Origin of the sequence: Stutzerimonas stutzeri, from assembly GCF_000952685.1 — a bacterium.
Taxonomy (GTDB): Bacteria; Pseudomonadota; Gammaproteobacteria; order Pseudomonadales; family Pseudomonadaceae; genus Stutzerimonas; species Stutzerimonas stutzeri_E.
Window position 1 is genome coordinate 15,888 of the sequence record NZ_JYHV01000007.1, and the last position, 26,991, is coordinate 42,878.

The window sequence follows — 26,991 nt, forward strand, 5'->3', positions numbered from 1 at the left end:
CCTCAGGCAGGCAGCAGGCTTTCGCCGGCGTATAGCTCCTGCACGCTCTCGCGGCGGCGCACTTCGTAGACTTCGTCGCCATCCACCAGCACTTCGGCGGCTCGGCCGCGGGTGTTGTAGTTGGAACTCATGACAAAACCGTAGGCACCAGCCGAACGAACCGCCAGTAGGTCGCCTTCGGCCAGGACCAGTGGGCGTTCCTTGGCGAGAAAATCACCGGTTTCGCAGATCGGGCCAACGATGTCGTAGTGACGCGCATCACCCTCGCGTGGCTGCACGGGCACCACGTCCATCCAGGCCTGATACAGCGCCGGGCGGATCAGATCGTTCATCGCCGCATCGACGATGGCGAAGTCCTTGTGTTCGGTGTGCTTGAGGTACTCCACACGCGTCAGCAGCAGACCGGCGTTGGCCACGATCGAGCGACCGGGTTCGAACACCAGCGCCAGGTCGCGCCCGTCGATGCGCTTGCGCACCGCCTGTATGTAATCGCCGGCCAGCGGCGGTTGCTCTTCGCGATAGCGCACACCGAGCCCGCCACCCAGATCCAGGTGCTGAATGCGGATGCCCCGCACGGCCAGACGATCGATGAGTGCCAGCAAGCGGTCTAGCGCGTCGAGAAACGGTGGCAGCGTGGTGAGCTGCGAGCCGATGTGGCAATCGACGCCGATCACGTCAATGTTGCTCAACGCGTGAGCGCGGCCGTAGACCGCGTCGGCGTCTGCAATGGCGATGCCGAACTTGTTTTCCTTGAGGCCGGTGGAGATATACGGATGGGTGCCGGCATCCACATCGGGATTGACCCGTAGCGACACCGGCGCCATTACACCGAGCTCGGCAGCGACCTGCTGCAGACGTTCGAGCTCGTCGGTGGATTCTACGTTGAAACAGTGCACGCCGACTTCCAGCGCGCGCCGCATGTCATCACGGGTCTTGCCGACGCCGGAAAACACGATACGCTCAGGCTGCCCGCCTGCTGCCAGCACGCGCTCCAATTCACCGCGCGACACGATATCGAAACCGGCACCGAGGCGAGCCAGTACGTTGAGCACGCCTAGATTCGAGTTAGCCTTGACCGCGAAGCAGACCAGGTGCGGCATGCCTTGCAGCGCGTCGGAATAGGCGCGGTACTGGGCCTCGATATGGGCGCGCGAATAGACGTAGGTAGGGGTGCCGAAGCGCTGCGCGAGAGCGGGCAGCGCCACGCCCTCCGCGAAGAGTTGACCGTCGCGGTACGAGAAGGCCTCCATGGAATGCCTCCTTTACAGTTCGAAACGGTCTTTGGAACGTTCGTTGGCGGTTGCTTCGTCGTCCGGATGATACAGCGGGCCTTTCTGGCCGCAGCCGCTAAGTGCGGAAGCGAGAACCGCGAGTGCAATAAGTGGAAGCAGTAGACGCTTCATCGGGGGCAATCCTTGAAAATCGATGGGCCGGAGTATACCCAGCACCTACCGGATTGCCTATGTGGCCGCGCTCGTCGGCAGCCACATCGGGCGACCGCTCCGACAGCCGCTCGCTAGACGCGGCGGTGGCCTGCTAAGCTCGTCGGCATCGTCGGCGGCCCTGTCCCGCCGTACAAAACCGCACCGAGGAAAACGATTCATGAGTCTGAGCGAAGCCCGCTTTCACGATCTTGTCGATGCCGCGCAGGAAGAAATCGAGGATGTGTTCGATCACAGCGGCATGGATGTCGATCTGGACAATTCCGGTGGCGTTCTCACCGTGCGTTTCGAAAACGGCACGCAGTTGATCTTCAGCCGTCAGCCGCCGTTGCGCCAACTGTGGGTGGCCGCGCGTTCGGGCGGCTTCCACTTCGATTACGACGAAGCCGCGTCGTTGTGGATCTGTGACACCAACGACGAGCGACTCGGTGAACTATTGGCCCGGGTTACGCAGGAGCAGGGGGGCGAGGCGCTCGAATTCGAAGACTTGTGATGCGAGACGCTGCCTGAGCCGGGTCGCCGTACCTGGGCCGTGATTTTTCCGGCACCCTTGCTTATTTAATGAGCTGTGATAGGGTCGAGTGCAGGTTAAAAAACCCCGCCTTCGGGCGGGGTTTTGCTTTTTTACCCACCGACGTTTTTTACAGGAGCTCACCCGGAACCATGGCCAGTGCACCGCCCATTATCATCACTCAACCTGATTTGCAGCGGCTCGAGCGGCTGCTCGACAGCCTGGCTGACTACGGTCCGGCCGCCGAGGCGCTCGAAGAAGAGTTGTCGCGTGCCCAGGTGGTCGAGCGTAGCGAGCTGCCTGCTGGCGTGGTGTCGATGAACTCGCGCGTCCATTGCCGCGAGGAGGGGAGCGGCAAGGACTACCATCTTACGTTGGTCTTCCCGCAGGATGCCGGAAAGGAGGGCACCGTATCGGTATTGGCGCCGGTAGGTACCGCCCTGCTGGGCATGAGTGTCGGCCAGCACATCGATTGGCCGACCCCTGGCGGCAAGGTGCTCAAACTCACGTTGCTGGCGGTCGAGTACCAACCTGAAGCGGCCGGCGACGTTGGTCTGTAACGAGCGTTTTAGTCCTCGCGTCGCGTCCGTTCAGACCGACCCCAGTGCCTGATTGAGCGCTGCTTCGAGATGCGCTTTGTAGCGCAGATGCTGCACGGTCTGGGTTCTCCCCCCACCGTGCAGACCGGACAGATCCAGGTCGGTGATGTAGCAGGGATAACGTTCGCCACCGCTCCGTTGGGCGAGGATGTAGCGAGCTACCGCGGCGAAGAGCCCGGCGCCATATTCCAGGCTGGAAAACTCCTGATGGTTGCAATACAGCGCTACCTGCGAGCGGCCCTTTTCGCTGGGTTCGATGATCGCTTGGATGTCGTAGAGCGGATCGCTGGCTTCCTCGCGCGGTGCCGCTCGGCGCTCGACAGCCAAGGGGCGATCCGGCGAAGCCTGTTGTAGCCGGTAGAAGAGGATGTCCATGGCCGCCAGACGGCTTTCTTCGAACGGCAGCTGAGTGGTGCGGCGGTAGCTCACCGACTGAAGGAAGCGCAGCAATGGCGTCAGCAGGGTCTGCTCGTCGCGATACGGCACCTGCTGACGCCACAGGGCATTGAATTCGTCCAACACCGTCAGCTCCGCCATCGCTCCCTGGATGCGATAGAACACCTGTAGGCATTGCGCTCTGGCCTGGGCCAGGATCAGCGCCAGGTCCTGGCCTTCCAAGGCATGTCGATCCACGCGCAGCGGGCGAGCGCGCTGGTGTGCCTCGCCCAAATGTTCGACCACGGCCTGCAGGTCGCTCAGCTTCGTGTGATGGACGTTGCCTGCAGTCAGGTCGAGCACGTGAAAATGCTGGCGTACCTGCAGCAGGTAGCGGCCGTCGCTCGCTTCGTCGAGGCCGCTCTGAGCGTCGCTGAAGAGCGTTTCCACCCGCCGTGCGATGGCCAGGCCGGAGTGGCGACAGAAGCAGCGCACCTGCAGAGCGGGGCGAACACCGCGCGCGGGCAGTTCGTCAAGGTAATCGCGCAGGCAATCGGGCAGTGCCGAAGCGCCCTCGTAGCGACTGACGATCAGCTCGTTCCAGCTATTCAGGGTGAGGCGATCGATGCTCAGGACAAGATTTTCCCGCGCTGCGCCATAGCCGAACGGATCGTTGCGCTCGTCGGGCGAGAGCGGGTGCTCAGGGCTGAACGGGTCGAGTCCGATATTCACCAGCAGCAGCACCTGGGTCGGTACCGCCGCCGTCAACAGTGCATCCTCGGCTACGGCAGGTGGCGGCATGGGAAAGGCCTGACGCAGATCGGTCAGCAAGGAGAACAGCTCGGCTTCGCTCAATCCGCTATCGCCCGGGTGTAGCGCGACGTGGGTGGCGCTATCGACTATGCCGTTGCGATGACACCACCCGAGCAGCGGTATCAGATCACGCGAGCGCTTCAGCGGCGAGTGGTTCGTGACTTCCTGGGCGTTCAGATTGCCCTCATAGAGCGCCCAAGAGATATCGGAGGCCGCGTCGTAGCCCTGCACCAGCGTCAAGCTGTGCTCGGCCATGTCAGGCGAGATGCCCAGATTGATCGCTTCGATCTTGCCCGCCTTGCGCTCGATGGCTGCATGCAGGCGCCGGCCGAGCACGCCGAAATCACGCCCGTTGATGCTGCTGGTGATCTGCAGGCGTCGGGCGAATTCGCTGAGGAAGCGATAGCCATAAGTCAGCTCGTTGACCAGCGCTCGGCGCTCCTGATCAACCTGTCGGGTTTTCCACTGGCTGCGACGATCGAGCAGGGCGAACTGTCGCTCGTCCCAGCCCCAGTCGCGGGTGAGGCGTTCAAGCAGGTGTCGCTTCCAGCTCTTGCGGCGACCGATTGGCGGATTGCTCAGGGGCTTGTTGACCTTCAAATACAGGCAACGCCGTAACAGGGCCATGCGTTCCATGTCGCCGCGTTCGACCAGATAGGCTTCGATCCGGCGGTACGCGACGATATAGGGATCGAGGTCGTCCAGTTCCAGGCGGTTGGCGTAAACCGCCTGTTTGAAATCAAGGCTCAGGCATCGCACCTGAGGATGCTCGCTGGCGTAGACCTCGACCAGCAGCAACTTGAACAGTGACTTGTAGGGCGATTCGATGGCCTTGTACAGCTGCCAGAGGCCCGCACCTAGGTATTCGCCCGGCGGGATATTGCCGAGGCTGCCGAGATCCAGCACCTCGTCGCTGCGCACGAAGCGTTTATCTAGCAGGGTGCGGACGTAATCCTGGTAACGATGCTCTTCGTAATCCGGCACCAGCCACCAAAGCGGTGTGCGGCCACCGAGCCAGATGGCGGTGCGGTAGAACTCGTCGAGTAGCAGGTAGTGTTGGGTGGTGCCGCAGTCATCGGAGGTCAGTTTCGCTTCGCGCGCACCCTGGGTGAAACGCACCGGGTCGACCAGAAAGAAATGCGCCTCGCTACCTTGGGTCGCGGCCCAGGCCTGCAACTGCTCGCACTTTCGCTGCAGCTCATCGAGCCGAGGTGCAGGCAGCTCTGGATCATGGCAGACCCAGACATCCAGATCGCTTTGCTCGCCCTGGGCAACGGTACCCAGGCTGCCCATAAGGAACAGGCCGAGGATCGGCTGCGGTGGTTTGCCGCGCAGGGGCTTGTAGGCGAACGAGCGGCTCAGGCGCTGAGCTTCGGCGAGGGTTTCGGCGTCCGGTTCGAAGCCGGCCAGTCCAGCTGGCGTGGTTCCCGACACATACCCCGGGAGAATCGGGTGATTGACATGAAACAGCAGCGGCAACAATTTGAGCACCGCTTGCTGACGTGGCGACATCGCCAGCCGGGTACGCTCCAGGCGTCCGGCATTCACTGACAGAAAGCGGTCGCGCAGGACGCCGAGTACCTTGCGGTCGATACCCTCTTCGAGAACGGGGCGGATTTCCTGGTGGCGGGTCATTCAGATTGTTCGTGAAAGCGATTGGGATCCGCCTGTTGAGCGAGGCAGAAAGGGCGGAAAAATAACATGGCTGAAGGCCGGAGGAAAAACGCAAGGCAGGAAGAGGAAGAACAGCAACAATCGCTGCCGGCCGACAGAACGGTTGCGCTATGGCGCAATTCAGTCGGCGCGGTGCTCTCGCGAAGAACCGAACGAATTCAGGCCGGGACGGTTTCCGAAAGGATCGTCAGCAGCGCTTGCGCGTGCTCGGCTGCGTCACGGCCGAGGCTGGTCAGATAGCCGCCGTCGGGTTGAGTGGTCAGGCCTTTGGTATGCAGCCGGCGAGCAGCGGCGATCGCTGCCTGATCGGCGTCTTGATGGACTTTCAGACCTTCGAGTGTGTTGTCGAGGTTGAACAGGCTAAGGATTTCCAGCTCGGCTACCAGTTCGGGGGTATAGGACATGACTGTTCCTTCGGGTGGTGGGCCTTGGCCCGGTTTGCGAAGTGTAGATGCTGTGCGCCGCGACGTGCCGCACTCTTCGCCTATTCGGCGAGATCAGGCAGATTGCGCAGCTGCGTTTCGTAGCTCTCGACGTCGAATGCGCGGTCTTGCTCGAGCATCTGCCGAATCTCGCGGGCGAGGACGAGGGCCATCAGCTTGAGAATCTCGTCGCGTTCGTAGCCGACCAGGGTCAGTTTGTTCAGCGTAGCCTGCGCGGCGGCAGGCTCGCCGGCTTCGAGCTGGTTTTCGATCGCCTGGATCAGGGTTTCTTCGGCGAAGCTTTCATCTTCATCGGACGTGGCATCGTTCATGTCGCAACTCTCGTCAGGAAAAATCTCGATAGCGGGTTTCGGCGAGTCCCGGCAAGCTGGCGCCAGCCGCGAACCTCTGAACGCTTCGCTTGGGCCGGTCTCTATTTCTACTATGGACCATCAAGGAGCACGACCGCAGCAATGATCACTCTGTACTGCCTTGAAAATGGCGCGCTGGTGCGTCGCGTTGCCGAAAGCCTGCAGACGCTGCCCGATAACGTGCTGTGGATCGACCTGTTGTCGCCTGATCAACAGGAAGAGCGCTTTGTCGAGTCGGAACTGGGGCTGGATATTCCGACCCGCGAAGAACTGGCGGAAATCGAGGATTCGTCGCGGTTCTACGACGAGGACGGCGCCATCTTCATGACCACCACGGTGGTGATGGGGATCGCCGATCGGCGCCCGGAAAATGCCGAGGTGACCTTCGTGCTGACCAAGCGCCGCCTGGTGACGGTGCGGTACAGCGAACTCAGCGCGTTTCGCCAGTTCGAATCCAAGAGCTCACGGCAGCCGTCCAACTACGCCACCAGTCATCAGATCTTCCTCGCCTTGGCCGACGCCGTGGTCGATCGCATCGCGGACGTGCTGGAAAGCGTGCAAATCGAATTGCAGGCCTTGTCGCGGCGCATCTTCGATGAAGGAAAGGAGCACCGCAGGGACCTGCAGCAGATCATTCAACAGCTCGGGCAGCATCGCTCGCTGCTGTCGCAGCTGGGCGAAAGCCTGTTCAGTTCGAGTCGACTGATCGCGTTCTATCGTCTGCATGCCGACGAGCCCAAACAGGGCGTCGCCAAGGGCCTATTGAAGGCGCTGGAGCGGGACGTGCGATCACTGGGCGAGCACCAGGCACGCCTGCTCGGCGATATCGCGTTCCTGCTCGATGCCACCCTGGGCCTGATCAATATCGAGCAGAACAGCATCATCAAGGTGTTTTCGATCGCCGCGGTGCTGTTCCTGCCCCCTACGCTGGTGGGGACGGTTTACGGCATGAACTTCGAGCGCATGCCCGAACTTGGCTGGTCGCTCGGCTACCCCATGGCGTTGGGCATGATGGTGGTCTCCGCGATCATTCCCTATGCCTGGTTCAAGTTCCGCGACTGGCTCTGATCAGCCGAAGAAATAAAGAACGATGCAGAATGCGCCCAGCAGCGCCCAAACGGCGCCAAAAATGACGGGCGTGCGCAGCGAGAACAGCAGTGTACGTTTGTAGCGCTCTCCTCCCGGCGGGCTATTTCCCTCGCCGAACAGGGCAGAATCGTGGTTGGGTAGCAGGCCGACATTGCCTTCGGTCTGCAGCAGCTCGGCCTGCTTGCGATGCCAGCGCTCTATCACGTCGAAGCTCGCCCGGATGCCGGGTATCGCATGCAGCGAGGTGAGCAGTCCAAGCAGCGCTAGCACGCTCGGCACAACCAGCCTGAACAGGCTTCCCCAGTCGGGATTGGTATTGGCCATGGAAGAGGCGAAGGCAATCATCAGAAACGACTGCGAAGACAGGTAGCCGCTGGTGCGGCTGGCCAGTAGCGTCGACTCGAAATGAATCTCCGAACGATAGAAATTCAACCGTTCCTTCGGCGAGTCGAAGACTTCAGCGCCTACGGTGTCCTGATTGAGCAACAGCGTTTTGAGGTCGGTCATAAGGGGGAGCAACTCGGGCATTAACGCGTTTGGCGCTATCCGGTCGGTCGAGTTCCCCCTTGAGTCGATCTTAGACCTGCTCTGCCAGCGCCTGCAGCGCGTCGCCCGTCAGGCGATAGGTCGTCCATTCGTCCTGCGGGCGCGCACCCAGTGATTCGTAAAAACGAATCGCCGGCTCGTTCCAGTCCAATACCGACCACTCGAAGCGCCCGCAACCACGGGACACCGCAAGGCGCGCGAGATATTTGAGGAGCGCCTTGCCGGCACCGGTGCCGCGAGCCTCGGGGGTGACGTAAAGATCTTCGAGGTACAGGCCGTTGCGGCCGAGCCAGGTCGAGTAGTTGAAGAAATACACCGCATAACCGATCGGTTGGCCATCGCTCTCGCAGATCAGCGCACTGGCGCTGGCATTCTCTGCGAACAGGCTGGTTTCGATGCCAGCGACTTCAGTCTTGACCTCGTGCTCGGCGCGCTCGTAGATCGCCAGTTCGGTGATGAAGCGCAGGATCAACGCTGCGTCTTCTCGGGTGGCATGACGGATATTCAAGGGCATGTACAGACTTCCAGCTGAACGTGTGGCTTGGACGGGCGGCGGAGCGTACTTCAGCGCCTGGCCACGATGATGGGCAATAGGCGCAGCCAGGGAATTGACCACGCTGGGACAGCCGACGAACGAAGTCGTCGACTGTTCTTCAGGTTGCGTATCAACGCGAGGCGAGCAGTTCGCGGCCGCGCTGGACGGCCGCGCGAACCTGCGCCGGGGCGGTGCCGCCGATGTGGTCGCGGGCATTCACCGAGCCTTCTAGGGTCAGCACGGCGAAGACATCCTCGTCGATCTGGTCGCTGAACCGGCGCAGCTCGTCGAGGCTCATTTCGGCCAGATCCTTGCCGCTGTCGACACCGTATTTCACTGCATGACCGACGATCTCGTGGCAATCGCGGAAGGGCAGCCCCTTGCGCACCAGGTAGTCGGCCAGATCCGTCGCGGTGGAGAAGCCGCGCAGCGCCGCTTCACGCATGATTTCGCGCTTCGGCTTGATCGCCGGGACCATGTCGGCAAAGGCGCGCAGCGAGTCGCGCAGGGTGTCGGCGGCGTCGAACAGCGGCTCTTTGTCTTCCTGGTTGTCCTTGTTGTAAGCCAGTGGCTGGCCTTTCATCAGCACCAGCAGGCCGCTCAGCGCGCCGAACACGCGTCCGGTTTTGCCGCGAACCAGCTCCGGCACGTCCGGGTTTTTCTTTTGCGGCATGATCGAGGAGCCGGTGCAGAAGCGGTCCGGCAGGTCGATGAACTGGAACTGCGCGCTGGTCCAGAGCACCAGCTCTTCGGAGAATCGCGACAGGTGCATCATCGCCACGGAGGCGGCGGCGCAGAATTCGATGGCGAAGTCGCGATCGGAGACGCCGTCCAGCGAGTTGCCGGAGATCGCCTCGAAACCCAGCAGTTCGCAGGTGATTTCCCGCTGAATCGGGTAGGTGGTGCCGGCCAGTGCGGCCGAGCCCAGCGGCATCCGGTTGGTGCGCTTGCGGCAGTCGACCAGGCGTTCGTAGTCGCGCGAGAGCATCTCGAACCAGGCCAGCAGGTGATGCCCGAAGGTGACCGGTTGTGCCGTTTGCAGGTGGGTGAAACCGGGCATGATCGTATCGGCTTCCGCTTCCGCCAGTCCGAGCAGGCCCTGCTGCAGGCGGGTGATTTCGCCGAGGATGGTGTCGATTTCATCCCGCAGCCACAGGCGGATGTCGGTGGCGACTTGATCGTTGCGTGAGCGTCCGGTGTGCAGCTTTTTGCCGGTCACGCCGATGCGGTCGGTCAGTCGTGCTTCGATGTTCATGTGCACGTCTTCCAAATCGACGCGCCAGTCGAAGCTGCCAGCCTCGATCTCGCCCTGGATGTCCTTCAGATTGGCGATGATCTCGTCACGTTCGCCATCGCTCAGCACTCCGGCCTTTGCCAGCATGGTGGCGTGGGCGATGGAGCCCATGATGTCGTGGCGGTACAGGCGCTTGTCGAACTCGACGGAGGCGGTGAATCGGGCGACGAAGGCGTCGACGGGCTCGCTGAAGCGGCCGCCCCAGGACTGGTTGGTCTTGTCGGTGCTCATGAATGCGCTCGCAGAATCGGAATGGGCGAAAGAAAGGCCGAATAATAACAGGGTTCAGTGGCCCCTCATGCGCTCCCCGGTCTTTGGCCAACCGGGGAGCCGCCCGGAAGCGACGTCGGCTAGGATCGCGCTCAAACCTGAGCGACTACCCGGCGCGATTTCCCGTCACGCCCTGAACTGACCCAGGCTGGCTTCGAGCCGGTCTGCCAGATTGCCTAGCGCTCGGCCACTGGTGGCGGTGGCGGTAACCGCGTCGGCCGATCGTTCGGCCTCGGTCAGGATCACCTGCACCCGGGCGCGGACATCGGACGCAGTACTGGCCTGCCGTTCGGCACCCGCTGTCGCTTCCTGTACGGTGTCATGCACCTGCGCCACGGCGAGCTGGAGCGTGCGCTGCAGCTCGCGGCTGGTCGTGAGCGAAGCCAAGCCGCTGTCGGCCTGCTCGCCTGTGCTGCTGATGGTCGATACGGCAGTCCGCGCACCTTGCTGCAGGCTCTCGATATGCGCCCGGATGTCGCCGGTGGACTGTTGGGTCTTGCTGGCCAGCGCTCGTACCTCATCGGCCACGACGGCAAAGCCGCGGCCGCTTTCGCCGGCACGAGCTGCCTCGATGGCCGCATTCAACGCGAGCAGGTTGGTCTGTTCGGCAATGCCTTGGATCACGGTCAGCACGACGTCGATCTGTTCGCTCTGCTTGGCCAGCTTCTCGATCACCTCGGTGCTGCTGCGTACGCCTTCGCCGAGTGCTGCGATGGTTTTTTCGACCTGGTCCGAGATGGCCTCGTTGTCGCGAGCCGCCTTGCGGATCGAAATCACCTGCTCCAGCGCAGCTTGCATTGCCTGGCTTTCTTCCTGGGCGCGGTGCGTCATGTCCGCAAGCGCCTGTAGGCTGCCGGCCACCTCATCGCGCTGGCGCTCGGCAGCGGTCGCTGCGGCAGTGCTGCGGCTGCTCAGCGCAGCGATTTCAGTACCGGTCTGCACGGCGATCGCGCGCGCTTCCTGGACGATGGGCTGAAGTTTGGCCAGGAAGAGGTTGACGGCATCGGCCATGTCGCCCACTTCGTCCGCGCTGTGAATCTTCACGCGTTGGGTGAGGTCGCCGTGGCCGGCCGACAAGTCGCGCAGCGCCGTCACCAACAGACCCAGGCGCCGCAAGACCCGACGGCCCAGCACCAGCGTCACGGCAATCAGCAGGAGCGCGCCAGTTATCGCGAGGCCGAGGCTGATTTTCCACAGCAGGCTGGTCGCCGACTGTTTCACGGCCTTCTGGCTGTTCGCATCGAGGGCTTGCGCCACTTCCGCAGCAGCCGTCAGGCGCGCAGCCAATACCTTTGCGCTGTCGCTGGCGGTGGCGGCAAGGCCGGTTTCGACCAGTTTCACGGTGCCCTCGATCAGCGTCTGGAACCGGCTGTCGAAGGCGGCGAGCTCGGCGTCTACCGCCGATGTGGACAAGCCGAGAACAACCTGGCCAATGACGGCGCCCTTGGGGTTGATGGCGGCCTTAGCGAGGTACAGCGCCGGGTCGTTCGCGGCTGCGGACAGAACCTTGTCGAAAGCGGATCGACCGTTGCCCTTGTCGATCAGTGCCTTGATTCTCGGGTCCTTGCGATTCAGATGACGGGTGAGTTGATTGCCGCCGGCATCGAAATAAACGACGAAGACGACCGCCGGGTTTCGGTGCGCCATCCTGACGAACTCGGTCAGCGCGGGAATGTCGTTGTCCCAGATCGCCGAAGGCGCGACGCCAGCCAGCAAAATGGCCAAGTCATCGCCGGATTGCTTGAGGTGGCGTTCGAGCACGTCCTGCAGCTGTGCCTGTTCGCCGGTAAGGCGCTGCGTCAGGCCTTGGGCGAGATCGCCTCGCATGCGCTCGGACAGACTGGAAAGACCGCTTCGCACTTCCACATCAGCGGATTGAAGTTCGCCCAGCAGGCGCGCGGCATCCTGGTCCAGGCTTTTCCGAATTTCCTGCTCCAGCGCGCCGATAGTGCCCCTCGTCAGTGCGAGAGCGACCACAACCTGCACCACCACCGCCGCACACAATGTGAGAAATACCGGACGCAGCAAACGGCTACGCAAAGAGGAAAACAGCAGCACGGCTCATACTCCTGCCGCCCCGGGCGGCCAATGGTCGGTAGGCGCAATGCAATCATTAGGCCACTATTTCCGTATCGGCCAGGCTGTTCGTGTCTTTAACCGCCCCGATGAACCGTCGCCGATTCGATTCCGCGCGCAAGTTGCGAAGGCTTAGTACTTCCGGTTCTTGAGGCGTCGATAGACTAAGGCGTTTACAGATGCGGTGGCAGCCATTCGACCTTCCCCGGTCTGCTCATTGCTTTGTGTCCTAGCCGCGCGGAAACTCACTCCATGCAAATAAAAACCTCCAGCCGGTCACGCCCAGCTGCCCAGACCGATGACTTCTTCGTGCCCGAATTGTGCGAGCCAGAAGCGCTTCTCGGACTGGTTTTGCTCGCCGAACTACTGGTGCTGGTATTGGTGCTGGCCGAGCCGATGCAGCCCAGCTTCAACTGGATGCGTCTGGCGCTGACATCGCTGTTCGTGCAGTGGGTGATGCTGCTATCGGCCGGCCTGACCTGCCAGTTGAGGCCGTTATTGGCGCGATTGTCGCCCTGGCTGGCGGGCCTGGCCTGCTGCGCTTTGGTGGTTGGGCTGACGCTGGCTTGCACGGCGGTGGCCGATATCTACCAGTTGGGCGGGCCGCTGACTCGTGTCGGTGAGGTCAATTTGTACCTGCGACATGCATTGATCAGTCTGATCATGTCGGGGCTGCTGTTGCGCTACTTCTACCTCCAGAGCCAGTGGCGGCGACAGGAGCAGGCCGAGCTCAAGGCGCGCATCGAGTCGCTGCAAGCGCGCATTCGTCCGCATTTTCTGTTCAACAGCCTGAACAGTATCGCCAGTCTGGTCGCGACGGATCCAAGCAAGGCCGAGCAGGCGGTGCTGGACCTGTCCGATCTGTTTCGCGCCAGCCTGGCGCGTCCCGGAACGCTGGTGCCCTGGAGCGAGGAGCTGGAGCTGTCGCGTCGCTACCTGTCGATCGAGCATTACCGTCTTGGCGAGCGGCTGCAGATCGAATGGCAGGTGGAGGGCGTTCCGGATGATCTGCCGATTCCTCAGCTGACTTTGCAACCGCTACTGGAAAACGCGCTGATTCATGGTATTCAGCCTCGGATCGAGGGAGGAATGGTCAGCGTGGCGGCGCATTATGCCGATGGCGTGTTTCATTTGGAGGTCAGCAATCCCTTTGATGAGGCCGCCCAAACGCCGCCATCCCGGGGCACGCAGCAGGCCCTGCACAATATAGACGCACGACTAACGGCACTTTTCGGTCCCGCAGCGAGTCTCAGCGTGAAGCGGCATAACGCCCGTCACTACACCTGTCTACGCTATCCGTGTGCGACACAAAAGCAGGAAGCCAGATCCATATGAATGTGCTGATTGTCGATGACGAACCTCTAGCCCGCGAGCGCCTTAGCCGACTGGTAGGTGATCTTGACGGCTATCGTGTCCTGGAACCTTCCGCCGCCAACGGCGAGGAGGCGCTGTCCCTGATCGAGGAACTGCGCCCCGATGTCGTGTTGCTGGATATCCGTATGCCAGGCCTCGATGGTCTTCAGGTCGCTGCCAAGCTTTGCGAGCGCGATGCCCCTCCGGCCGTGATTTTCTGTACGGCCCATGACGAATTCGCGCTGGATGCGTTCCAGGTCAGTGCGGTCGGCTATCTGGTCAAGCCAGTGCGCCCGGAGCATCTGGCCGAGGCGCTGAAGAAGGCTGAGCGCCCGAACCGGGTCCAGCTTGCCGCACTCACACGTCCTGCGGCGGTTTCAGGGACCGGACCTCGCAGCCATATCAGCGCCCGGACTCGCAAGGGCATCGAGCTGATTCCGCTGCCCAAGGTGATTTATTTCATCGCCGATCATAAATACGTGACCCTGCGTCACGAGGGCGGCGAGGTGCTGTTGGACGAGCCGCTCAAGGCGCTCGAGGACGAGTTCGGCGACCGCTTCGTACGCATTCATCGCAACGCCCTGGTGTACCGGGACCGCATCGAACGCCTACAGCGCACGCCGCTTGGTCATTTTCAATTGTTTCTCAAGGGCCTAGAAGGTGAGCCGCTGACGGTCAGCCGGAGACATGTCGCCGGTGTGCGTAAGCTGATGCAGAACCTTTGAGGCGCAGCTGTGAGTCAGAAGCTGATTGGTGGCCGCAGGGCCGTGAGCGAGTGCTGCGGCGGTGGGGGCTGGGTTGATGCAGGGACGCACCATGCTGCGCCGTTTCTAGCTTCTAGCTCCACGCTACTTTCCTTGATTCCTGCCAATCCAGCCGGGTTGCCCGGCCTGTTATCATCGGCGGCAGTTCATTTGCCAGGAATTGCCCATGTCCCGCGAAATTCGCATCGCCACCCGAAAAAGTGCCCTGGCCCTGTGGCAGGCCGAATATGTCAAGGCGCGCCTTGAGGCTGCTCATCCCGACGTGTCCGTCAGCCTGGTGCCGATGGTCAGTCGCGGTGACAAGCTGCTCGATGCTCCGCTGGCGAAGATCGGTGGCAAGGGGCTGTTCGTCAAGGAGCTGGAAACGGCGCTGATGGAGAACCAGGCAGATATTGCCGTGCACTCTATGAAAGACGTGCCGATGGAGTTCCCCGAAGGGCTCGGCCTGTACTGCGTTTGCGAACGTGAAGATCCCCGCGACGCCTTTGTTTCCAATCGCTTCGAGAATCTCGATGCATTGCCGCCGGGAGCGATCGTCGGTACTTCCAGCCTGCGGCGTCAGGCGCAATTGCTGGCGCGCCGCCCGGATCTGAAGATTCAGTTCCTGCGCGGCAACGTCAACACCCGTCTGGCCAAGCTCGATGCCGGCGAGTACGACGCCATCATCCTCGCCGCGGCCGGTCTCATCCGCCTTGGTTTCGGTGAACGCATCCGCTCCAGCATCGGCGTCGAAGACAGTCTGCCAGCAGGAGGCCAGGGTGCAGTCGGTATCGAATGCCGGACTGGCGATACGGAGCTACATCAACTACTGCAGTGCATGAACGATCCGCAGACGGCGTTGCGTGTCAGTGCTGAGCGTGCACTGAATCGTCATCTGAATGGCGGTTGCCAAGTACCGATTGCCTGTTATGCAGTGCTTGAAGGCGATCAGTTGTGGTTGCGGGGCCTGGTCGGACAGCCGGATGGCACCTTGCTGTTGCGCGCCGAAGACCGTGCTCCGGCCACCGATGCGCAAACGCTCGGCGTGCGCGTTGCCGAAGCGCTGCTGGCACAAGGCGCGGCCAAGATCCTGCAGGACGTTTACGGTGAGGCCGGCAAGGCGTGAGCGGCTGGCGTCTGCTGCTGACGCGTCCGGCTGAAGAATGCGTCGCCTTGGCTGCAGCGCTGTCTGAGGCGGGTATCCACAGCGCGAGCCTGCCACTGCTCGAGATCGAAGCATTGGACGAGACCGTGGGGCAGCGCACCACGATACGCGAGCTGGATCGTTATGGCGCGGTGGTGGTAGTGAGCAAGCCAGCGGCGAGGCTGGGTCTGGCATTGCTCGATCGCTATGGGCTGCAGCCATCGCCTGGCCAAGCTTGGTTCAGCGTTGGTGCTGCTACAGGGGCCATCCTGAAAGACCATGGCGTGAATGCCTGTTGGCCTGATCGTGGCGACGACAGCGAGGCTCTCCTGGCGCTGCCGCGTCTGACTGCGGCGCTCGACATAGCGGACCCGAAAGTCTTGATCCTGCGCGGTGAAGGCGGTCGCGAACATATTGCCGAAACGCTTCGCCACCGCGGTGCCCAGGTCGACAGCCTTGAGTTGTACCGGCGCTGCCTACCCGACTATCACCCAGGCGCACTGATCGAGATCCTTCGTTCGGAACGGCTGAATGCCGTGGTGGTCAGCAGTGGGCAGGGTTTAGAGTCCCTGCACGAACTGGCAGGGGACGACTGGCCCATGCTGCGTGAGCTACCCTTGTTCGTACCTAGCCCTCGGGTGGCCGGAATGGCTGCGTCTTTGGGCGCCAAGAGAATAGTGGACTGCCGTGGTGCCGGAACCGCGGCTTTGCTGGCGGCGCTACGGGGCAATCCCGAGCCCGCCTCCTGATGCAAAGGATGGAAACGTGAGCGAAGCAGATTCCGATAAGACAGCGAAACAACCCACGGGCAGCGATCCCGTCACCCCACCGAAGCCCGTCGAAAAAGAGAACAAAAAAGATTCGAAAGAGCCACCCAAGGCTCCGCCACCCAAAGCCACCCCTGTTGCGACCGATTCCCGCGGCGGTAAAGCACTGGCCGGCCTGGCTCTGCTGGTCGGCCTGGCCGGTCTGGCTGCTGGAGGCTACAGCGTCTGGCAGACCCAGCAATTGGCTGAGCGGGAGCGCCAGCAGCTCGATGCGGTACAGGCGACCCGTGAGCAGGCGAGTCAGTTGGACACGCGCAATCAACAGCTGGCCAGTCGTCTCGGACGGTTGGAGCAGCTGCCTTCGGCGGAACAGCTGGAAGACCGGCGTCGCCTGCTTTCCGAGTTGCAGAGTGATCAGCAGCGGCTCGCGGGGCGGGTGGAGCAGGTGCTGGGGGCGAGCCGAGAACAGTGGCGGTTGGCTGAGGCCGAACATTTGTTGCGTATGGCGATGTTGCGTCTGTCGGCCATGCAAGACGTGAACAGTGCGCAATCCTTGATTGCCGAGGCGGATCTGATTTTGCGCAAGCAGGACGATCCGGGCGCGTATGGTGCACGTCAGAAACTGCTGGAGGGGCTCGAGGCCTTGCGCAGCCTGCCGGATCTGGATCGGACCGGCCTGTTCATGCAACTGGGCGCGCTGCGTGGACAGGCCAATCAACTCAGCGGCCTGGCCCCTGAGTTCGAAAACGGCCCCGGCACGCCAGATATGCAGAACGAAAGCCGCTGGCGGCAATGGCTGGACGAGCTGACGCGCTACGTGCGGATCGATTTCAATGCCGGGACCGATGTCAAACCACTGCTGGCTGGCCAGAGCCTGGCGCAAGTGCGGCTCGCCCTATCGTTGGCCATCGAGCAGGCGCAGTGGGCGGTGCTCAATGGCAACGAACAAGTCTATCGGCAATCGCTGGATCAGGCCGCCCGGCTGATCGAAGACCACTTCAGCGAGGAAAACGGCCAGAGCCGAGGTTTGCGTGATCGCATCGAGCAGCTGGCGAAGCGGCAGGTGTCGGTCACCCTGCCGGATCTAGCGCCGGCGCTACAGGCCATGCAGGCCTATGTGCAAAAGCGTGAATCGTCCCAAAACAGCGAACCTGCTGCCGCTCCTGCCGAGCGCGGTGAGCCGGCCGGCGAGGCCGACCAAGCGGCCGAAGGGGATCTGCGCACATGAAGCGACTGGCCTTTGTTGTTCTTATCCTGCTGGTGGTGGTCGGCTTTTTCGGCTGGGCCATTTACCAGGACCCCGGCTACGTTCTGATCAGCTATGACCGCTTTCGCTATGAATCGAGCTTCTGGATATTTCTGGGCCTGATCGCCTGTCTCTGGCTGTTGGCGATGGTGGTTCACTGGGTTATCGGATTGCTTCATGCGTCCGGCGCACTGGTCAATCCCTGGTCCCGGCGCCATCGCGCGCGCCGTGTAGCCAAGGCCTCGCGCGCGGGATTGCGGGAGCTGGCCGAAGGGCAGTGGGGGCTTGCGCTCGGGCACCTGCGTATCGCCGCCGAGCATGATCGCCAACCGCTGGTGCACTATCTCGGTGCCGCCCGTGCCGCGAGCGAGCTGGGCGAGTATGAGCAAAGTGATGAGTTGCTGCGCAAAGCCCGCGAACGCGAACCCGAAGCCGGCCTGGCTGTAGGACTGACACAGGCCCAGTTGCAAATCGCTCGCGGCCAGTACGATGCGGCGCGTGAGTCCCTGAATGCATTGCACAGCGATCACCCGCGCCATCCCTATGTGCTGACCTTGCTTCAGCAGCTTTACGTGCAACTGCAGGACTGGCCTGCCCTGTGCCGGCTGCTACCAGAGCTGCGCAAGCACCGCGTGCTGCCTCCCGCTCGGCTAGATGAGCTGGAACGGCTGGCCTGGACCGCCGCTCTGGAGCAGGTGGGGCAGGTGCAAGCCGCGACCTCGGAGGACGCGCAGCAGGCGCTGAATCAACGCTGGCAAACCGTACCGAGTAAATTGCGTAACGAACCGCTGCTGGTACGTGCCTATACGGATGGCTTGAGCCGGCTGGGCGCGGAGGAAAAGGCGGAGGAAATCCTGTATGCCGCGCTCAAGCGCCAGTTCGACGACCTCCTAATCGAGCGCTACGGTCGCGTTCGTGGGCGCGAGCCTTCACGCCAATTGGCCCATGCGGAGGCCTGGCTCAAGGCGCATCCGGACAACCCCGAATTGCTGCTCGCGCTCGGCCGCCTGAGCCTCCGCAACGAGTTCTGGGGCAAGGCGCGGGACTATCTGGAAGCGAGCCTGCGGCTCGAGCATCGTCCGCAAACCTGCGCCGAGCTGGCGCGCTTGCTGGCCCAGCTGGGTGACAAAGAGCGTAGCAATCGCCTATTTCAGGAAGGGCTCGGGCTTCTCGATCAGTCCAGCAACAACCGGTTGCAAGTGGTCAACGGCAGCTAGCAACCAGTGGGCGCGTGGCGTGACGGCCATCCCGTGCCGTTGCGCCGATTTCCGTATGGCTTGCAGCTCGCCGCGCGCAGCACTACCGTAGCGAACTTTTCCTGTCTGCGGAGTCACCATGAACCTGGCCAGCCCACGTTCGCTGTTTCTTCTGGCATTCATCGGCTGCGTGCTGATGATGATCGCTGCACTGTATCTCGAGCATGTGGTCGGGCTCGCGCCATGCCCCCTGTGCATCGTTCAGCGTATTTGCGTTATCGGCTTCGGCCTGGTCTGCCTGATTGCCGCGCTTCACGGGCCGCACAAAACCGGTCGCCGCGTATATTCGGCGGTGGCGCTGCTGTTCGCGGTGGCAGGCGGTGCCACGGCCATTCGTCAGATTTGGCTGCAGAACATGCCTGCCGACCAACTGCCGAGCTGCTTGCCCAGTCTCGAGTACATGATGGATGCGTTACCGTTCCAGGAAATTGCCCGTCTGGTGCTCCATGGTACGGCCGAATGCGCCGAAGTCAGCTGGACATTGCTGGGGATGAGCATCCCGGAATGGACCTTGTTGGCGTTCATCGGGATGGTGGTTTTCTGTCTCTGGCAGCTGTTGCGACGCGATTGAGGCTTTTCGTCAGGGTGAGCGAATGATCGCTGCGCTTGGTGGTCAATGATCCAGAGCGAAGCGATGGACATTTGATTGCTCGGAGTAATTTGGTCTGTGCTGCTTGATGCATCGATCGCCTCAGCTTAGTCTGCTCTGGCAGCGTCGGTTTCCGTCCGTCGCTGTCACTCACCCAAGGCCGATATCCCAAGACAATAACCGTCTCGGAAGGCGCAACAGGCATCATCGATTAGGGAAGTGAGGTCATCATGCTCGAGAGCTGTCGGAACGCCCAGGAACGCTGGGGAGGTGTGCACTTGCTGATCGACCGCTGGCTGCAAGAACGCCATGCATTGATCAACGCATTCGATGGATTGCATGTCGGTGAGGCTGTTGCCAGCCGTTCCGCCTTGCAGAAATTCTGCGAAATTCTGCTCGACTACGTGTCGGCCGGTCATTTCGAAATCTACGAGCAACTGCTCAATGAGGCCGAAGCGTTCGGCGATGAGCGCGGCCTCGAACTCGCCCGTCAGATCTATCCGCGAATCGAAGCCATTACCGAGGTAGCGGTGGCCTTCAATGACCGTTGCGATAAAGGCGATTGCTTGAGCAGCCCGGATTTGCCCGATGAGCTGAAGCGACTGGGGCCGTTATTGCATGAGCGCTTCGAGTTGGAAGATTGTCTGATCGAAGTCCTCCACACCGCGCATAAACAGACCGCCGCTACCGCTTGAAGCTGGTCCTGTATAGAGTGGCTGCGGTTTTAGCCGCGGCCTATGGCGATTGCCTGGGAACCTTATTTGGTGGCTGCATCCATTTCGTCAGGAGACGTCTTCATGGCTGCAAAGAAAAACCCCGTCAGCACTCCGCTGCATCTGTTGCAGCAGCTTTCGCACAGTTTGGTGGTGCATCTGCAGAAGGCCTGTAGCGAGGCGCAGAGGGACGCTGAAGTTCTGTTGGCGCAGCTCGAAAAACAGCGTGGCAAGACGCAGGAGAAAATCGTCAAGGCGCGCGCCAAGCTTGATGACGCCGGTAATGCTGGCAAATCGAAGGCGCAGACCAAGGCTCGCGCCAAACTGGCCGAGCTGGACGATGTGCTCGCCGTGTTGCAGGCGCGGCAGAGTGAAACGCTGAGTTACCTGGCTGAACTGAAACGCGACGCGGAACAGAGCCTGAAACTGGCTCAGGGCGTTACCCAGGTCGAAAAAGCCGCCGCCCAAGCGCTGGTGTCGCGCGACAAGCCCGCCGCCCCTCGTGTTGCGAGCCGAACCAAAGCTACTTCCAATGTAGCCAAACCGGCCGCCGACGTCTCAGCAGATAGCAAGGCAGCGTCAGGCAAGGTGCCTGCACGTGCGGCGCGAGCCAGACCGGCCAGCGCCAAAAGCAGCGCCACGGATAAGCCCTCCGAAGCCAAGGCGCCCGTAGCGAAAGCGGCGAATGCTGCGCGCCGGCCCGCGAGCACAGCTGCCAAGTCTGGCCCTGCCAAACCGGCTTCGGCAGCCAAGCCGACGGCTGCGAAGAAACCGGCAGCACGCAAACCGACCGCGGCCAAACGCGAAACAAGCGGTCAGTCTTCGCCCGCTGCGAGTTGAGCCGCTGCTGCACGTCGCAGGATGGCTATCGGCATGCGTGTCTCGCCGCGCAAGTCGATGGAGAGTCGTTCCAGCCAGTCGGCTGGCCTGCAGCTTGTCGGCCAATGTCGCGCTGCATCCTGCAAACGCTGGAGCTGGACTTGTTCGGCGTCCAGTTCCAGCCTCTTCACGCGTGCGCGCAAACCCGCCAGATCGTCGTCCGAAATGGCCTGTTGGCGCCAGCCCTGGCGCAGGTTGCGTAGCGGGGCGACCACACTGGTCCGCCAGTCGTCGCTGATATTTTTCAACTGAGCAAGCCGCGCGTCATCACAGCCGACGCTGCGGCATTCCAGCCAGGCGCCGGTCAATAGCAGGCAAACATCAGCACCTGCAGCTTGCAGTTCAAGACAGGTTGCCTCCACACCGGGCTGTGCATAGCAGCTGAGGGCGAAGGTCCAGAGATCGTCATGGATCATGAGTGTCGGTTTTTTTCGTAAGAGCCGGATGGATTTCCGGGCGACCTGATAAACTCCGCCGCCATTATGATCCGACTTCAGAACCTGACTCTACAGCGCGGGCCTCAGCGACTGCTGGAAGGCGCCGAGCTGACCCTTCATCCTGGCCAGAAGGTGGGGCTGGTAGGTGCCAATGGCGCCGGCAAATCCAGCCTGTTCGCGCTACTGCGTGGCGAATTCACTGCAGACGGCGGCGATTGCCAGCTGCCGCCGGATTGGCGTATCGCCCACATGCGCCAGGAGGTCGACACGCTCGATCGCCTAGCCGTCGATTATGTCCTCGATGGCGACACCGAGTTGCGCCGTGTCCAGGTCGAGCTGGCCATCGCCGAGTCCGCTCATGACGGCACCGCCTTGGCGCGTTTGCATACCGAGCTGGACAACGCCGATGGCTATTCCGCCGATGCCCGAGCGCGCAAGCTGCTCGCCGGCCTGGGGTTCGCCAACGAACAGATGGATCTACCGGTCAGCAGCTTTTCCGGCGGTTGGCGGATGCGCCTGAATCTGGCGCAGGCCTTGATGTGTCCTTCGGATCTGCTGTTGCTCGACGAACCCACCAACCACCTCGATCTGGATGCCATTCTCTGGCTGGAGGCCTGGCTCAAAAGCTACCCGGGCACCCTGATGCTGATTTCCCACGACCGCGACTTCCTCGACGAGGTGGTCGGCCACGTGGTGCATGTCGAACAGCGCAAGCTGACCCTCTATCGCGGGGGTTACTCGGCATTCGAGCGTGCCCGTGCCGAACGCCTGGCACAGCAGCAGCAAGCGTTCGAAAAGCAGCAGGCGCAGCGCGAGCACATGGAGGACTTCATTCGGCGTTTCAAGGCGAAGGCGAGCAAGGCGCGCCAGGCGCAGAGTCGAATCAAGGCGCTTGAGAGACTGGAAGAACTGGCCCCGGCGCATATCGATTCGCCGTTCGACTTCATGTTCCGTGAAGCGGACAAGGTTTCCAGTCCGTTGCTGGATCTGGCCGAAGGGCGTCTCGGCTATGGCGACAGGCTGATACTGGACAAGGTCAAGTTGCAACTGGTGCCTGGCGCACGGATCGGCCTGCTCGGTCCCAATGGTGCGGGCAAGTCGACGCTGATCAAGACGCTGGCCAACGAGTTGCAACCCCTGGGCGGTCGTCTGCAGCGCGGTGAGAATTTGGTGATCGGCTATTTCGCCCAGCATCAACTCGACGCATTGGACGCCAAGGCCAGCCCGCTGTTGCATTTGCAGCGCGTCGCGTCGGGTGAGCGCGAACAGGTGCTGCGCGATTTTCTCGGTGGTTTCGATTTTCGCGGCAATCGTTGTGACGAGCCAGTCCTGAATTTTTCCGGCGGAGAAAAGGCGCGACTCGCGCTGGCGTTGATCGCCTGGGGCAAGCCCAACCTGTTGCTGCTCGACGAGCCGACCAACCATCTGGATCTGGAGATGCGTCTGGCTCTGACGCTGGCGTTGCAGGACTTCGAGGGGGCTGTGTTGGTGGTGTCGCACGATCGCCATCTGCTCAAGAGCACGACCGATGAGTTTCTCTTGGTGGCCGATGGGCGAGTCGTCACCTTCGACGGAGATCTGGAAGATTACGCTCGATGGTTGGTGGACTACCGCGCCCGTCAGCAACCGTCCAGCGCAGCCGAGCCCGCCGGTGATAAGACCGACAAGCGTGCCTTGCGTCAGGCGGCGGCTGCGTTGCGCCAGCAGCTGGCGCCGCTCAAGCGCCAGGCCGACAAGCTTGAAAACGAGCTGGCCGGAGTTCAGGAAAAGCTGGCCGTGCTGGAACAGCGCATAGGTGATGCCGCACTTTACGAGGCTGCGCGCAAAGATGAGTTGCGCGAGCTGCTGGCCAAGCAGGCGGAGCTGAAAGTGCGCGAGGGTGAGCTGGAGGAGGCCTGGCTGGTCGCACTGGAAGCGCTGGAAACCTTGCAAGTGCAGCTCGAGGGCAGCGTATGAGCGAGCAATTGTTACTGCTTTCCCAGCAATGGCGCGACCCGTTGCTGCTCGGGCTGCAGGTCTTGCTGATCCTGTTCATCGCTTACCTGTTGCAACGTCTGGTGACGCGTGGGCTAGGTCGACTTGGCAGCCGTTATCCATTGCCGCCTGAATTGCTGCTGCCGCTGCGCGGTGGCGTTCGCTGGCTCATCATCGGCGGCGCGCTGATCATGGTGCTCGAGCGCTTCGGGGTGTCGGCGACGGTGCTCTGGACAGCGTTCTCCGGTTTCGTTGCGGTGGCGGCAGTCGCCTTTTTCGCTATCTGGAGTGTTTTGTCCAATCTGCTCTGCGCCGTGCTGATCATGACTGTGGGGCCCTTTCGGCTGGGCGATCTGGTGGAGTTGGTCGAGAGCTTCGACAAGCCGATCGTCAAAGGCCGTGTCATCGACATCAACATGCTCTACACCACGTTGGAGGAAGTCTCCGAGAGTGGAACCGGTGCGATCGTTCAGGTGCCAAACAGCTTGTTCTTCCAGAAAGTCTTGCGCCGCTGGCGTGGGACCGATATCCAAACCTCCAATCACAGCACACACGAGTAACACTCATGGAATGGCTTAGCAGCCCAGAAATCTGGGTCGCGTTTCTGACCCTGACCGCCCTGGAAATCGTCCTCGGCATCGACAACATCATCTTCATTTCCATTTTGGTGGGGCGCCTGCCGAAGGAGCAGCAGCCCAAGGCACGCTTCTTTGGGTTGGCCCTTGCGATGGGCACGCGGATTCTCTTGCTGCTATCCATCGCTTGGGTGATGCGTCTGACCAACGAGCTGTTCACCGTGTTCGACCACGGCGTGTCCGGGCGGGATTTGATTCTGTTCTTCGGCGGCTTGTTCCTGCTGTTCAAGAGCACCATGGAAATCTGGCACAGCGTCGAAGGGGAAGAGGCGCAGGACGGCACCACCGCAGGCGCGGCCAAGGCCGGTTTCGTTGGGATCATCCTGCAGATCGCGGTGATCGATATCGTCTTCTCGCTGGACTCGGTGATTACCGCGGTGGGGCTGGTGGACAACGTGCAAGTTATGATCGCCGCGATCGTCATCGCCGTCGGGGTGATGATGCTGGCGGCCGGCACCATCAGCGATTTCATCGACAAGCATCCGACACTGAAGATCCTCGCGCTGTCGTTCCTGATCGTAGTGGGCACGCTGCTCGTCGCAGAAGCGTTCGGTGCACACGTACCCAAGGGTTACGTGTACTTCGCCATGGCATTCTCGTTGACGGTCGAAGCCCTCAACATTCGCATGCGCAAGGCAATGAATCGCAAGTTGAAAGAGCCGGTGAAGCTCGGCAAAGACATACCGGACTGAGGCCTATCGCCGGCTGCGCCTGCTCGGTGCAGCCGGTGGTGTGAGGATTCAACATGACGTTCGAAACTTGGCTTGCCTTCTTTGTTGCCTGTTGGGTCATCAGCCTGTCGCCGGGCGCGGGGGCCATCGCCTCTATGTCCTGTGGGTTGCGGTACGGCTTCTGGCGCGGCTACTGGAACGCCATTGGCCTGCAAATCGCGCTGGCGTTGCAGATCGCAGTCGTGGCGGCGGGGGTGGGCGCCGTCCTGGCGACCTCCTCACTGGCCTTCAGCCTGATCAAATGGTTTGGTGTCGCCTACCTGCTATGGCTCGCGCTGAAGCAGTGGCAAGCGGTGCCCTCGGTGCTTGACGATAGCGCTGGGCCACGGCCAATCGGGCAGCCGCTTGCCCTGATTTTCCGCGGGTTTCTGGTCAATGCCAGCAACCCGAAGGCCATCGTGTTCATTCTTGCCGTGTTGCCGCAGTTTCTTGATCCGCATCGGGACCTGGTGGTGCAGTACCTGCATATGGGGACCACCATGGTAGTGGTCGACCTGATCGTCATGGCTGGCTATACCGGGCTGGCGGCCAAGGTATTGAGGCTGCTGCGCACGCCCCGCCAGCAGCGCTTGGTCAATCGCAGCTTTGCCGCCATGTTCGCCGGCACGGCGGCCTTGCTGGCGACGGTGCGGCGGGCTGCGGTATGACGGCGATCGAACCGTTGCGGGTGTGGGTCGACGCCGATGCCTGTCCAAAGGCGGCGAAAGAGCAGCTGATCAAGTTCGCCCTCAAGCGCAAATTCGACGTGTTGCTGGTGGCGGGGCAGAGTCAGATCAAACCAGCCTTCGCCTGTGTTCGCCTGATCGTAGTACCCAGTGGTCCGGACGCTGCGGACGATTATCTGGTCGAGCACGCCCAGCCCGGCGAGCTGGTGATTTGCAGCGATGTTCCGTTGGCTGATCGTCTGGTCAAAAAGGGGGTAGCTGCGCTCGACCCGCGCGGTCGCGAGTTCGATGAGCGCAACATGGGCGAGCGTCTGGCGGTGCGCAATCTATTCACCGACCTGCGTGAACAGGGCCAGGCCAGCGGTGGTCAGGCGGCCTATGGCGAAAGGGATCGCCAGGCCTTCGCCAATGCCTTGGATCGCCTGCTGACCCAGCTGATGCGAGCCAGAGCCCGCTAGGCGAAACAATTAGCGGCCGACCGTTCCCCTTCGGGTGTGCCGCGCGCATGGCTCAGCCGCAGAGATAGGTGCCTGTACCCACTGCCACCAGTACGCCTTCCTCGTTGTGCAATTCAGAGCGAACCACCGCAACCTTATTGCCTGAGCGCAACAGCGTTCCGCTGGCGCTGAAGCGCTTGCCTCGTCCCGGGCGCAGATAGTCGATGCGCAGATCAATGGTGCCGAGACGCGAGAGACGCAGAGCGCGTTCTTCAATGGTTAGGTGCTGATGCTTTTCGAACGCGCCGATCATTGCCATGGCGCCACCAACGACGTCGAGCAGCGAGGCGATCACGCCACCATGCAGAATGCCATGAAAGAAATTGCCGACCAGTTCCTGTTTCATCGGCAGATGCATCACGACGCGCTCGCGAGACACTTCGTCAAGCTCGATGCCCAGATACTCGTTGAACGGAATGCGCTCGAAAAGCTGGCGTACGGCCTGCTGTTGCTCTTCGATTGTGTCGATTTTGTAGGGGGGCATGAGCAGCGGCTTCCTGGCAGATCAGCCAAAGCTGCCGGAGCGAGGCAAGATTGACCAGTGGCGCGGCGGGAGCACCGGTACGATTGGCCGTATAGCCACAGGCTTAACGAAAATCCCGAGCCGGGGCTCGGGATTGGGGCGTCGCGAGGGATGCTTATTTATTGGTCAGCTCCAGAACCCGATCGACCAGCTTGTAGATGCCCGACGCCGCCTCGCTGATCGATTGCGCGAGCATATATGCAGGTGTTGTCACCAGCTTGTGCTTGGAATCTTCGACGATCTCCGTGACTTCGCATGCCTGGTGTTCGGCGCCCATTTCCCGTGATGCGGCTGCGGCTGGGTCGTCATCATTGCCCAGCGTGCAGACCACGCCGGGACCGAAGATTTGTGCGGCCATCGTGGGGGCGATACACATCATGCCGACCGGCTTGCGGGCCTTGGCGAAGGCCTGTGCGATCGATATCACGTCCGAAAGAATCGTGCAGTCTGCTCCTTGGGTGGCGAAGTCGGAGAGGTTCTTCGCCGCACCAAACCCGCCTGGCATGATCAGCGCATCGAAGTCTTCGACGTTCGCGTCCTTCAGATCCTTGATCTGGCCGCGAGCCAGCCGCGCGGATTCGATCAGCACGTTGCGGGTCTCCGGCATCTCGTCGCCGGTCAGGTGATTGATCACGTGCATCTGTTCAATGTTCGGCGCGAAACATTGAACCGTGGCGCCCCTCTGATCCAGGCGCAGCAGAGTAATCACGCTCTCATAGATTTCCGAGCCGTCGTAGACGCCACAGCCGGAAAGAATCACGGCGACTTTTTTGTTCATCGGGTACTCCTGGTCAGATTCAGCGGCCCAGCAACAGAGCCGGA

General features: G+C 61.8%; 28 protein-coding genes and 1 pseudogene. 17 read left to right on the forward strand and 12 right to left on the reverse strand.

Features of this window, described 5'->3' with window-relative positions; genetic code table 11:
* Positions 1 to 2: 2 nt before the first annotated feature.
* On the reverse strand, positions 3 to 1,250 hold the full coding sequence (gene lysA / locus UF78_RS02265; protein WP_045160433.1) for a diaminopimelate decarboxylase: 1,248 nt from the start codon (positions 1,248 to 1,250) through the stop codon (positions 3 to 5).
* A gap of 12 nt (positions 1,251 to 1,262) precedes the next feature.
* A complete protein-coding gene (gene lptM, locus UF78_RS02270) occupies positions 1,263 to 1,403 on the reverse strand; it encodes an LPS translocon maturation chaperone LptM (RefSeq protein ID WP_045160435.1) in 141 nt (46 codons plus the stop codon).
* A gap of 199 nt (positions 1,404 to 1,602) precedes the next feature.
* Here lptM and cyaY point away from each other — a divergent pair, with 199 nt between their 5' ends.
* Both cyaY and rnk read left to right on the forward strand, forming a co-directional pair.
* The gene (cyaY, locus tag UF78_RS02275) at positions 1,603 to 1,935 is read left to right on the forward strand and encodes an iron donor protein CyaY (RefSeq protein WP_045160437.1); all 333 of its coding nucleotides are present in this window, start codon (positions 1,603 to 1,605) and stop codon (positions 1,933 to 1,935) included.
* Between the two features lie 170 nt (positions 1,936 to 2,105).
* Complete coding sequence (rnk, locus tag UF78_RS02280) at positions 2,106 to 2,513, forward strand: nucleoside diphosphate kinase regulator (RefSeq protein ID WP_045160438.1); 408 nt, start codon at positions 2,106 to 2,108, stop codon at positions 2,511 to 2,513.
* Between the two features lie 30 nt (positions 2,514 to 2,543).
* Here rnk and UF78_RS02285 read toward each other — a convergent pair whose 3' ends face one another.
* From UF78_RS02285 to UF78_RS02295, 3 genes and pseudogenes are all read right to left on the reverse strand, one after another.
* Positions 2,544 to 5,375 carry a class I adenylate cyclase gene (locus tag UF78_RS02285; RefSeq protein WP_045160440.1) on the reverse strand — a complete coding sequence of 944 codons (2,832 nt, stop codon included), beginning with the start codon at positions 5,373 to 5,375 and terminating at the stop codon, positions 2,544 to 2,546.
* A 197-nt stretch (positions 5,376 to 5,572) separates the two neighbouring features.
* Entirely contained in the window at positions 5,573 to 5,818 is a 246-nt protein-coding gene (locus UF78_RS02290; RefSeq protein WP_045160442.1) for a TIGR02647 family protein, read from the reverse strand.
* Positions 5,819 to 5,898: 80 nt separating this feature from the next.
* Positions 5,899 to 6,156, reverse strand: a pseudogene (locus UF78_RS02295) (hypothetical protein); the annotation flags it as partial.
* 153 nt (positions 6,157 to 6,309) lie between these two features.
* On the opposite strand from UF78_RS02295, the gene UF78_RS02300 reads away from it, so the two are divergent.
* Positions 6,310 to 7,275 carry a magnesium transporter CorA family protein gene (locus UF78_RS02300; RefSeq protein ID WP_045160445.1) on the forward strand — a complete coding sequence of 322 codons (966 nt, stop codon included), beginning with the start codon at positions 6,310 to 6,312 and terminating at the stop codon, positions 7,273 to 7,275.
* On the opposite strand, the gene UF78_RS02305 is transcribed toward UF78_RS02300, so the two are convergent.
* From UF78_RS02305 to UF78_RS02320, 4 genes are all read right to left on the reverse strand, one after another.
* A complete protein-coding gene (locus UF78_RS02305) occupies positions 7,276 to 7,803 on the reverse strand; it encodes a hypothetical protein (protein WP_045160447.1) in 528 nt (175 codons plus the stop codon).
* A gap of 70 nt (positions 7,804 to 7,873) precedes the next feature.
* The gene (locus UF78_RS02310; protein ID WP_045160448.1) at positions 7,874 to 8,356 is read right to left on the reverse strand and encodes a GNAT family N-acetyltransferase; all 483 of its coding nucleotides are present in this window, start codon (positions 8,354 to 8,356) and stop codon (positions 7,874 to 7,876) included.
* A gap of 151 nt (positions 8,357 to 8,507) precedes the next feature.
* Complete coding sequence (argH, locus tag UF78_RS02315) at positions 8,508 to 9,902, reverse strand: argininosuccinate lyase (protein WP_045160449.1); 1,395 nt, start codon at positions 9,900 to 9,902, stop codon at positions 8,508 to 8,510.
* A gap of 165 nt (positions 9,903 to 10,067) precedes the next feature.
* Positions 10,068 to 11,999: a methyl-accepting chemotaxis protein gene (locus UF78_RS02320; RefSeq protein WP_045160451.1), complete on the reverse strand. Its 1,932-nt coding sequence runs from the start codon at positions 11,997 to 11,999 to the stop codon at positions 10,068 to 10,070.
* Between the two features lie 270 nt (positions 12,000 to 12,269).
* On the opposite strand from UF78_RS02320, the gene UF78_RS02325 reads away from it, so the two are divergent.
* The 9 genes from UF78_RS02325 (at position 12,270) to UF78_RS02365 (ending at position 20,668) form a co-directional block, all read left to right on the forward strand.
* On the forward strand, positions 12,270 to 13,352 hold the full coding sequence (locus UF78_RS02325) for a sensor histidine kinase (RefSeq protein WP_045160453.1): 1,083 nt from the start codon (positions 12,270 to 12,272) through the stop codon (positions 13,350 to 13,352).
* A complete protein-coding gene (locus tag UF78_RS02330) occupies positions 13,349 to 14,095 on the forward strand; it encodes a LytR/AlgR family response regulator transcription factor (RefSeq protein ID WP_045160455.1) in 747 nt (248 codons plus the stop codon). The genes UF78_RS02325 and UF78_RS02330 overlap by 4 nt, the downstream gene beginning before the upstream one ends.
* A 205-nt stretch (positions 14,096 to 14,300) precedes the next feature.
* A complete protein-coding gene (gene hemC, locus UF78_RS02335) occupies positions 14,301 to 15,239 on the forward strand; it encodes a hydroxymethylbilane synthase (RefSeq protein WP_045160458.1) in 939 nt (312 codons plus the stop codon).
* Positions 15,236 to 16,006 carry a uroporphyrinogen-III synthase gene (locus tag UF78_RS02340; RefSeq protein ID WP_045160459.1) on the forward strand — a complete coding sequence of 257 codons (771 nt, stop codon included), beginning with the start codon at positions 15,236 to 15,238 and terminating at the stop codon, positions 16,004 to 16,006. The genes hemC and UF78_RS02340 overlap by 4 nt, the downstream gene beginning before the upstream one ends.
* 16 nt (positions 16,007 to 16,022) lie before the next feature.
* Positions 16,023 to 17,252 carry a uroporphyrinogen-III C-methyltransferase gene (locus UF78_RS02345; protein ID WP_045160461.1) on the forward strand — a complete coding sequence of 410 codons (1,230 nt, stop codon included), beginning with the start codon at positions 16,023 to 16,025 and terminating at the stop codon, positions 17,250 to 17,252.
* The gene (locus tag UF78_RS02350) at positions 17,249 to 18,487 is read left to right on the forward strand and encodes a heme biosynthesis HemY N-terminal domain-containing protein (RefSeq protein WP_045160462.1); all 1,239 of its coding nucleotides are present in this window, start codon (positions 17,249 to 17,251) and stop codon (positions 18,485 to 18,487) included. The genes UF78_RS02345 and UF78_RS02350 overlap by 4 nt, the downstream gene beginning before the upstream one ends.
* Before the next feature lie 118 nt (positions 18,488 to 18,605).
* The gene (locus tag UF78_RS02355) at positions 18,606 to 19,097 is read left to right on the forward strand and encodes a disulfide bond formation protein B (RefSeq protein ID WP_045160464.1); all 492 of its coding nucleotides are present in this window, start codon (positions 18,606 to 18,608) and stop codon (positions 19,095 to 19,097) included.
* A gap of 248 nt (positions 19,098 to 19,345) precedes the next feature.
* Positions 19,346 to 19,810 carry an Rsd/AlgQ family anti-sigma factor gene (locus UF78_RS02360; protein WP_045160465.1) on the forward strand — a complete coding sequence of 155 codons (465 nt, stop codon included), beginning with the start codon at positions 19,346 to 19,348 and terminating at the stop codon, positions 19,808 to 19,810.
* Positions 19,811 to 19,912: 102 nt separating this feature from the next.
* A complete protein-coding gene (locus UF78_RS02365; RefSeq protein WP_045160467.1) occupies positions 19,913 to 20,668 on the forward strand; it encodes an AlgP family protein in 756 nt (251 codons plus the stop codon).
* Here UF78_RS02365 and UF78_RS02370 read toward each other — a convergent pair.
* The gene (locus UF78_RS02370) at positions 20,644 to 21,123 is read right to left on the reverse strand and encodes a TIGR02444 family protein (protein WP_045160469.1); all 480 of its coding nucleotides are present in this window, start codon (positions 21,121 to 21,123) and stop codon (positions 20,644 to 20,646) included. The two genes, UF78_RS02365 and UF78_RS02370, sit on opposite strands and share 25 nt — an antisense overlap.
* Positions 21,124 to 21,189: 66 nt before the next feature.
* Between UF78_RS02370 and UF78_RS02375 the strand changes: the two genes are divergently transcribed.
* Genes UF78_RS02375 through UF78_RS02395 form a run of 5 tightly spaced genes read left to right on the forward strand, consistent with a single transcriptional unit; the run spans position 21,190 to position 25,607 of the window.
* Positions 21,190 to 23,100, forward strand: a complete 1,911-nt coding sequence (locus UF78_RS02375) for an ATP-binding cassette domain-containing protein (RefSeq protein ID WP_045160470.1) — start codon at positions 21,190 to 21,192, stop codon at positions 23,098 to 23,100.
* Positions 23,097 to 23,678 (forward strand): mechanosensitive ion channel family protein, encoded by a 582-nt coding sequence (locus tag UF78_RS02380; RefSeq protein ID WP_045160471.1) that lies wholly within the window; start codon positions 23,097 to 23,099, stop codon positions 23,676 to 23,678. Before UF78_RS02375 ends, UF78_RS02380 begins: the two co-directional genes overlap by 4 nt.
* 5 nt (positions 23,679 to 23,683) lie before the next feature.
* Complete coding sequence (locus UF78_RS02385) at positions 23,684 to 24,445, forward strand: TerC family protein (protein ID WP_045160473.1); 762 nt, start codon at positions 23,684 to 23,686, stop codon at positions 24,443 to 24,445.
* 53 nt (positions 24,446 to 24,498) lie between these two features.
* Positions 24,499 to 25,131 carry a LysE family transporter gene (locus UF78_RS02390; protein WP_045160474.1) on the forward strand — a complete coding sequence of 211 codons (633 nt, stop codon included), beginning with the start codon at positions 24,499 to 24,501 and terminating at the stop codon, positions 25,129 to 25,131.
* A gap of 14 nt (positions 25,132 to 25,145) precedes the next feature.
* Positions 25,146 to 25,607 (forward strand): YaiI/YqxD family protein, encoded by a 462-nt coding sequence (locus UF78_RS02395; protein ID WP_045160571.1) that lies wholly within the window; start codon positions 25,146 to 25,148, stop codon positions 25,605 to 25,607.
* Positions 25,608 to 25,659: 52 nt separating this feature from the next.
* Here UF78_RS02395 and UF78_RS02400 read toward each other — a convergent pair whose 3' ends face one another.
* Both UF78_RS02400 and elbB read right to left on the reverse strand, forming a co-directional pair.
* Complete coding sequence (locus UF78_RS02400) at positions 25,660 to 26,130, reverse strand: thioesterase family protein (protein WP_045160475.1); 471 nt, start codon at positions 26,128 to 26,130, stop codon at positions 25,660 to 25,662.
* A gap of 154 nt (positions 26,131 to 26,284) precedes the next feature.
* On the reverse strand, positions 26,285 to 26,947 hold the full coding sequence (gene elbB / locus UF78_RS02405) for an isoprenoid biosynthesis glyoxalase ElbB (protein ID WP_045160476.1): 663 nt from the start codon (positions 26,945 to 26,947) through the stop codon (positions 26,285 to 26,287).
* Positions 26,948 to 26,991 lie beyond the last annotated feature (44 nt).

Excerpts from the sequence above, each read along its gene's own strand:
- lysA (WP_045160433.1), bottom strand. The coding sequence starts at position 1,250 with ATGGAGGCCTTCTCGTACCGCGACGGTCAACTCTTCGCGGAGGGCGTG.
- lptM (WP_045160435.1), bottom strand. The coding sequence starts at position 1,403 with ATGAAGCGTCTACTGCTTCCACTTATTGCACTCGCGGTTCTCGCTTCC.
- cyaY (WP_045160437.1), top strand. The coding sequence starts at position 1,603 with ATGAGTCTGAGCGAAGCCCGCTTTCACGATCTTGTCGATGCCGCGCAG.
- rnk (WP_045160438.1), top strand. The coding sequence starts at position 2,106 with ATGGCCAGTGCACCGCCCATTATCATCACTCAACCTGATTTGCAGCGG.
- UF78_RS02285 (WP_045160440.1), bottom strand. The coding sequence starts at position 5,375 with ATGACCCGCCACCAGGAAATCCGCCCCGTTCTCGAAGAGGGTATCGAC.
- UF78_RS02290 (WP_045160442.1), bottom strand. The coding sequence starts at position 5,818 with ATGTCCTATACCCCCGAACTGGTAGCCGAGCTGGAAATCCTTAGCCTG.
- UF78_RS02300 (WP_045160445.1), top strand. The coding sequence starts at position 6,310 with ATGATCACTCTGTACTGCCTTGAAAATGGCGCGCTGGTGCGTCGCGTT.
- UF78_RS02305 (WP_045160447.1), bottom strand. The coding sequence starts at position 7,803 with ATGACCGACCTCAAAACGCTGTTGCTCAATCAGGACACCGTAGGCGCT.
- UF78_RS02310 (WP_045160448.1), bottom strand. The coding sequence starts at position 8,356 with ATGCCCTTGAATATCCGTCATGCCACCCGAGAAGACGCAGCGTTGATC.
- argH (WP_045160449.1), bottom strand. The coding sequence starts at position 9,902 with ATGAGCACCGACAAGACCAACCAGTCCTGGGGCGGCCGCTTCAGCGAG.
- UF78_RS02325 (WP_045160453.1), top strand. The coding sequence starts at position 12,270 with ATGCAAATAAAAACCTCCAGCCGGTCACGCCCAGCTGCCCAGACCGAT.
- UF78_RS02330 (WP_045160455.1), top strand. The coding sequence starts at position 13,349 with ATGAATGTGCTGATTGTCGATGACGAACCTCTAGCCCGCGAGCGCCTT.
- hemC (WP_045160458.1), top strand. The coding sequence starts at position 14,301 with ATGTCCCGCGAAATTCGCATCGCCACCCGAAAAAGTGCCCTGGCCCTG.
- UF78_RS02350 (WP_045160462.1), top strand. The coding sequence starts at position 17,249 with ATGAAGCGACTGGCCTTTGTTGTTCTTATCCTGCTGGTGGTGGTCGGC.
- UF78_RS02355 (WP_045160464.1), top strand. The coding sequence starts at position 18,606 with ATGAACCTGGCCAGCCCACGTTCGCTGTTTCTTCTGGCATTCATCGGC.
- UF78_RS02360 (WP_045160465.1), top strand. The coding sequence starts at position 19,346 with ATGCTCGAGAGCTGTCGGAACGCCCAGGAACGCTGGGGAGGTGTGCAC.
- UF78_RS02365 (WP_045160467.1), top strand. The coding sequence starts at position 19,913 with ATGGCTGCAAAGAAAAACCCCGTCAGCACTCCGCTGCATCTGTTGCAG.
- UF78_RS02370 (WP_045160469.1), bottom strand. The coding sequence starts at position 21,123 with ATGATCCATGACGATCTCTGGACCTTCGCCCTCAGCTGCTATGCACAG.
- UF78_RS02375 (WP_045160470.1), top strand. The coding sequence starts at position 21,190 with ATGATCCGACTTCAGAACCTGACTCTACAGCGCGGGCCTCAGCGACTG.
- UF78_RS02380 (WP_045160471.1), top strand. The coding sequence starts at position 23,097 with ATGAGCGAGCAATTGTTACTGCTTTCCCAGCAATGGCGCGACCCGTTG.
- UF78_RS02385 (WP_045160473.1), top strand. The coding sequence starts at position 23,684 with ATGGAATGGCTTAGCAGCCCAGAAATCTGGGTCGCGTTTCTGACCCTG.
- UF78_RS02390 (WP_045160474.1), top strand. The coding sequence starts at position 24,499 with ATGACGTTCGAAACTTGGCTTGCCTTCTTTGTTGCCTGTTGGGTCATC.
- UF78_RS02400 (WP_045160475.1), bottom strand. The coding sequence starts at position 26,130 with ATGCCCCCCTACAAAATCGACACAATCGAAGAGCAACAGCAGGCCGTA.
- elbB (WP_045160476.1), bottom strand. The coding sequence starts at position 26,947 with ATGAACAAAAAAGTCGCCGTGATTCTTTCCGGCTGTGGCGTCTACGAC.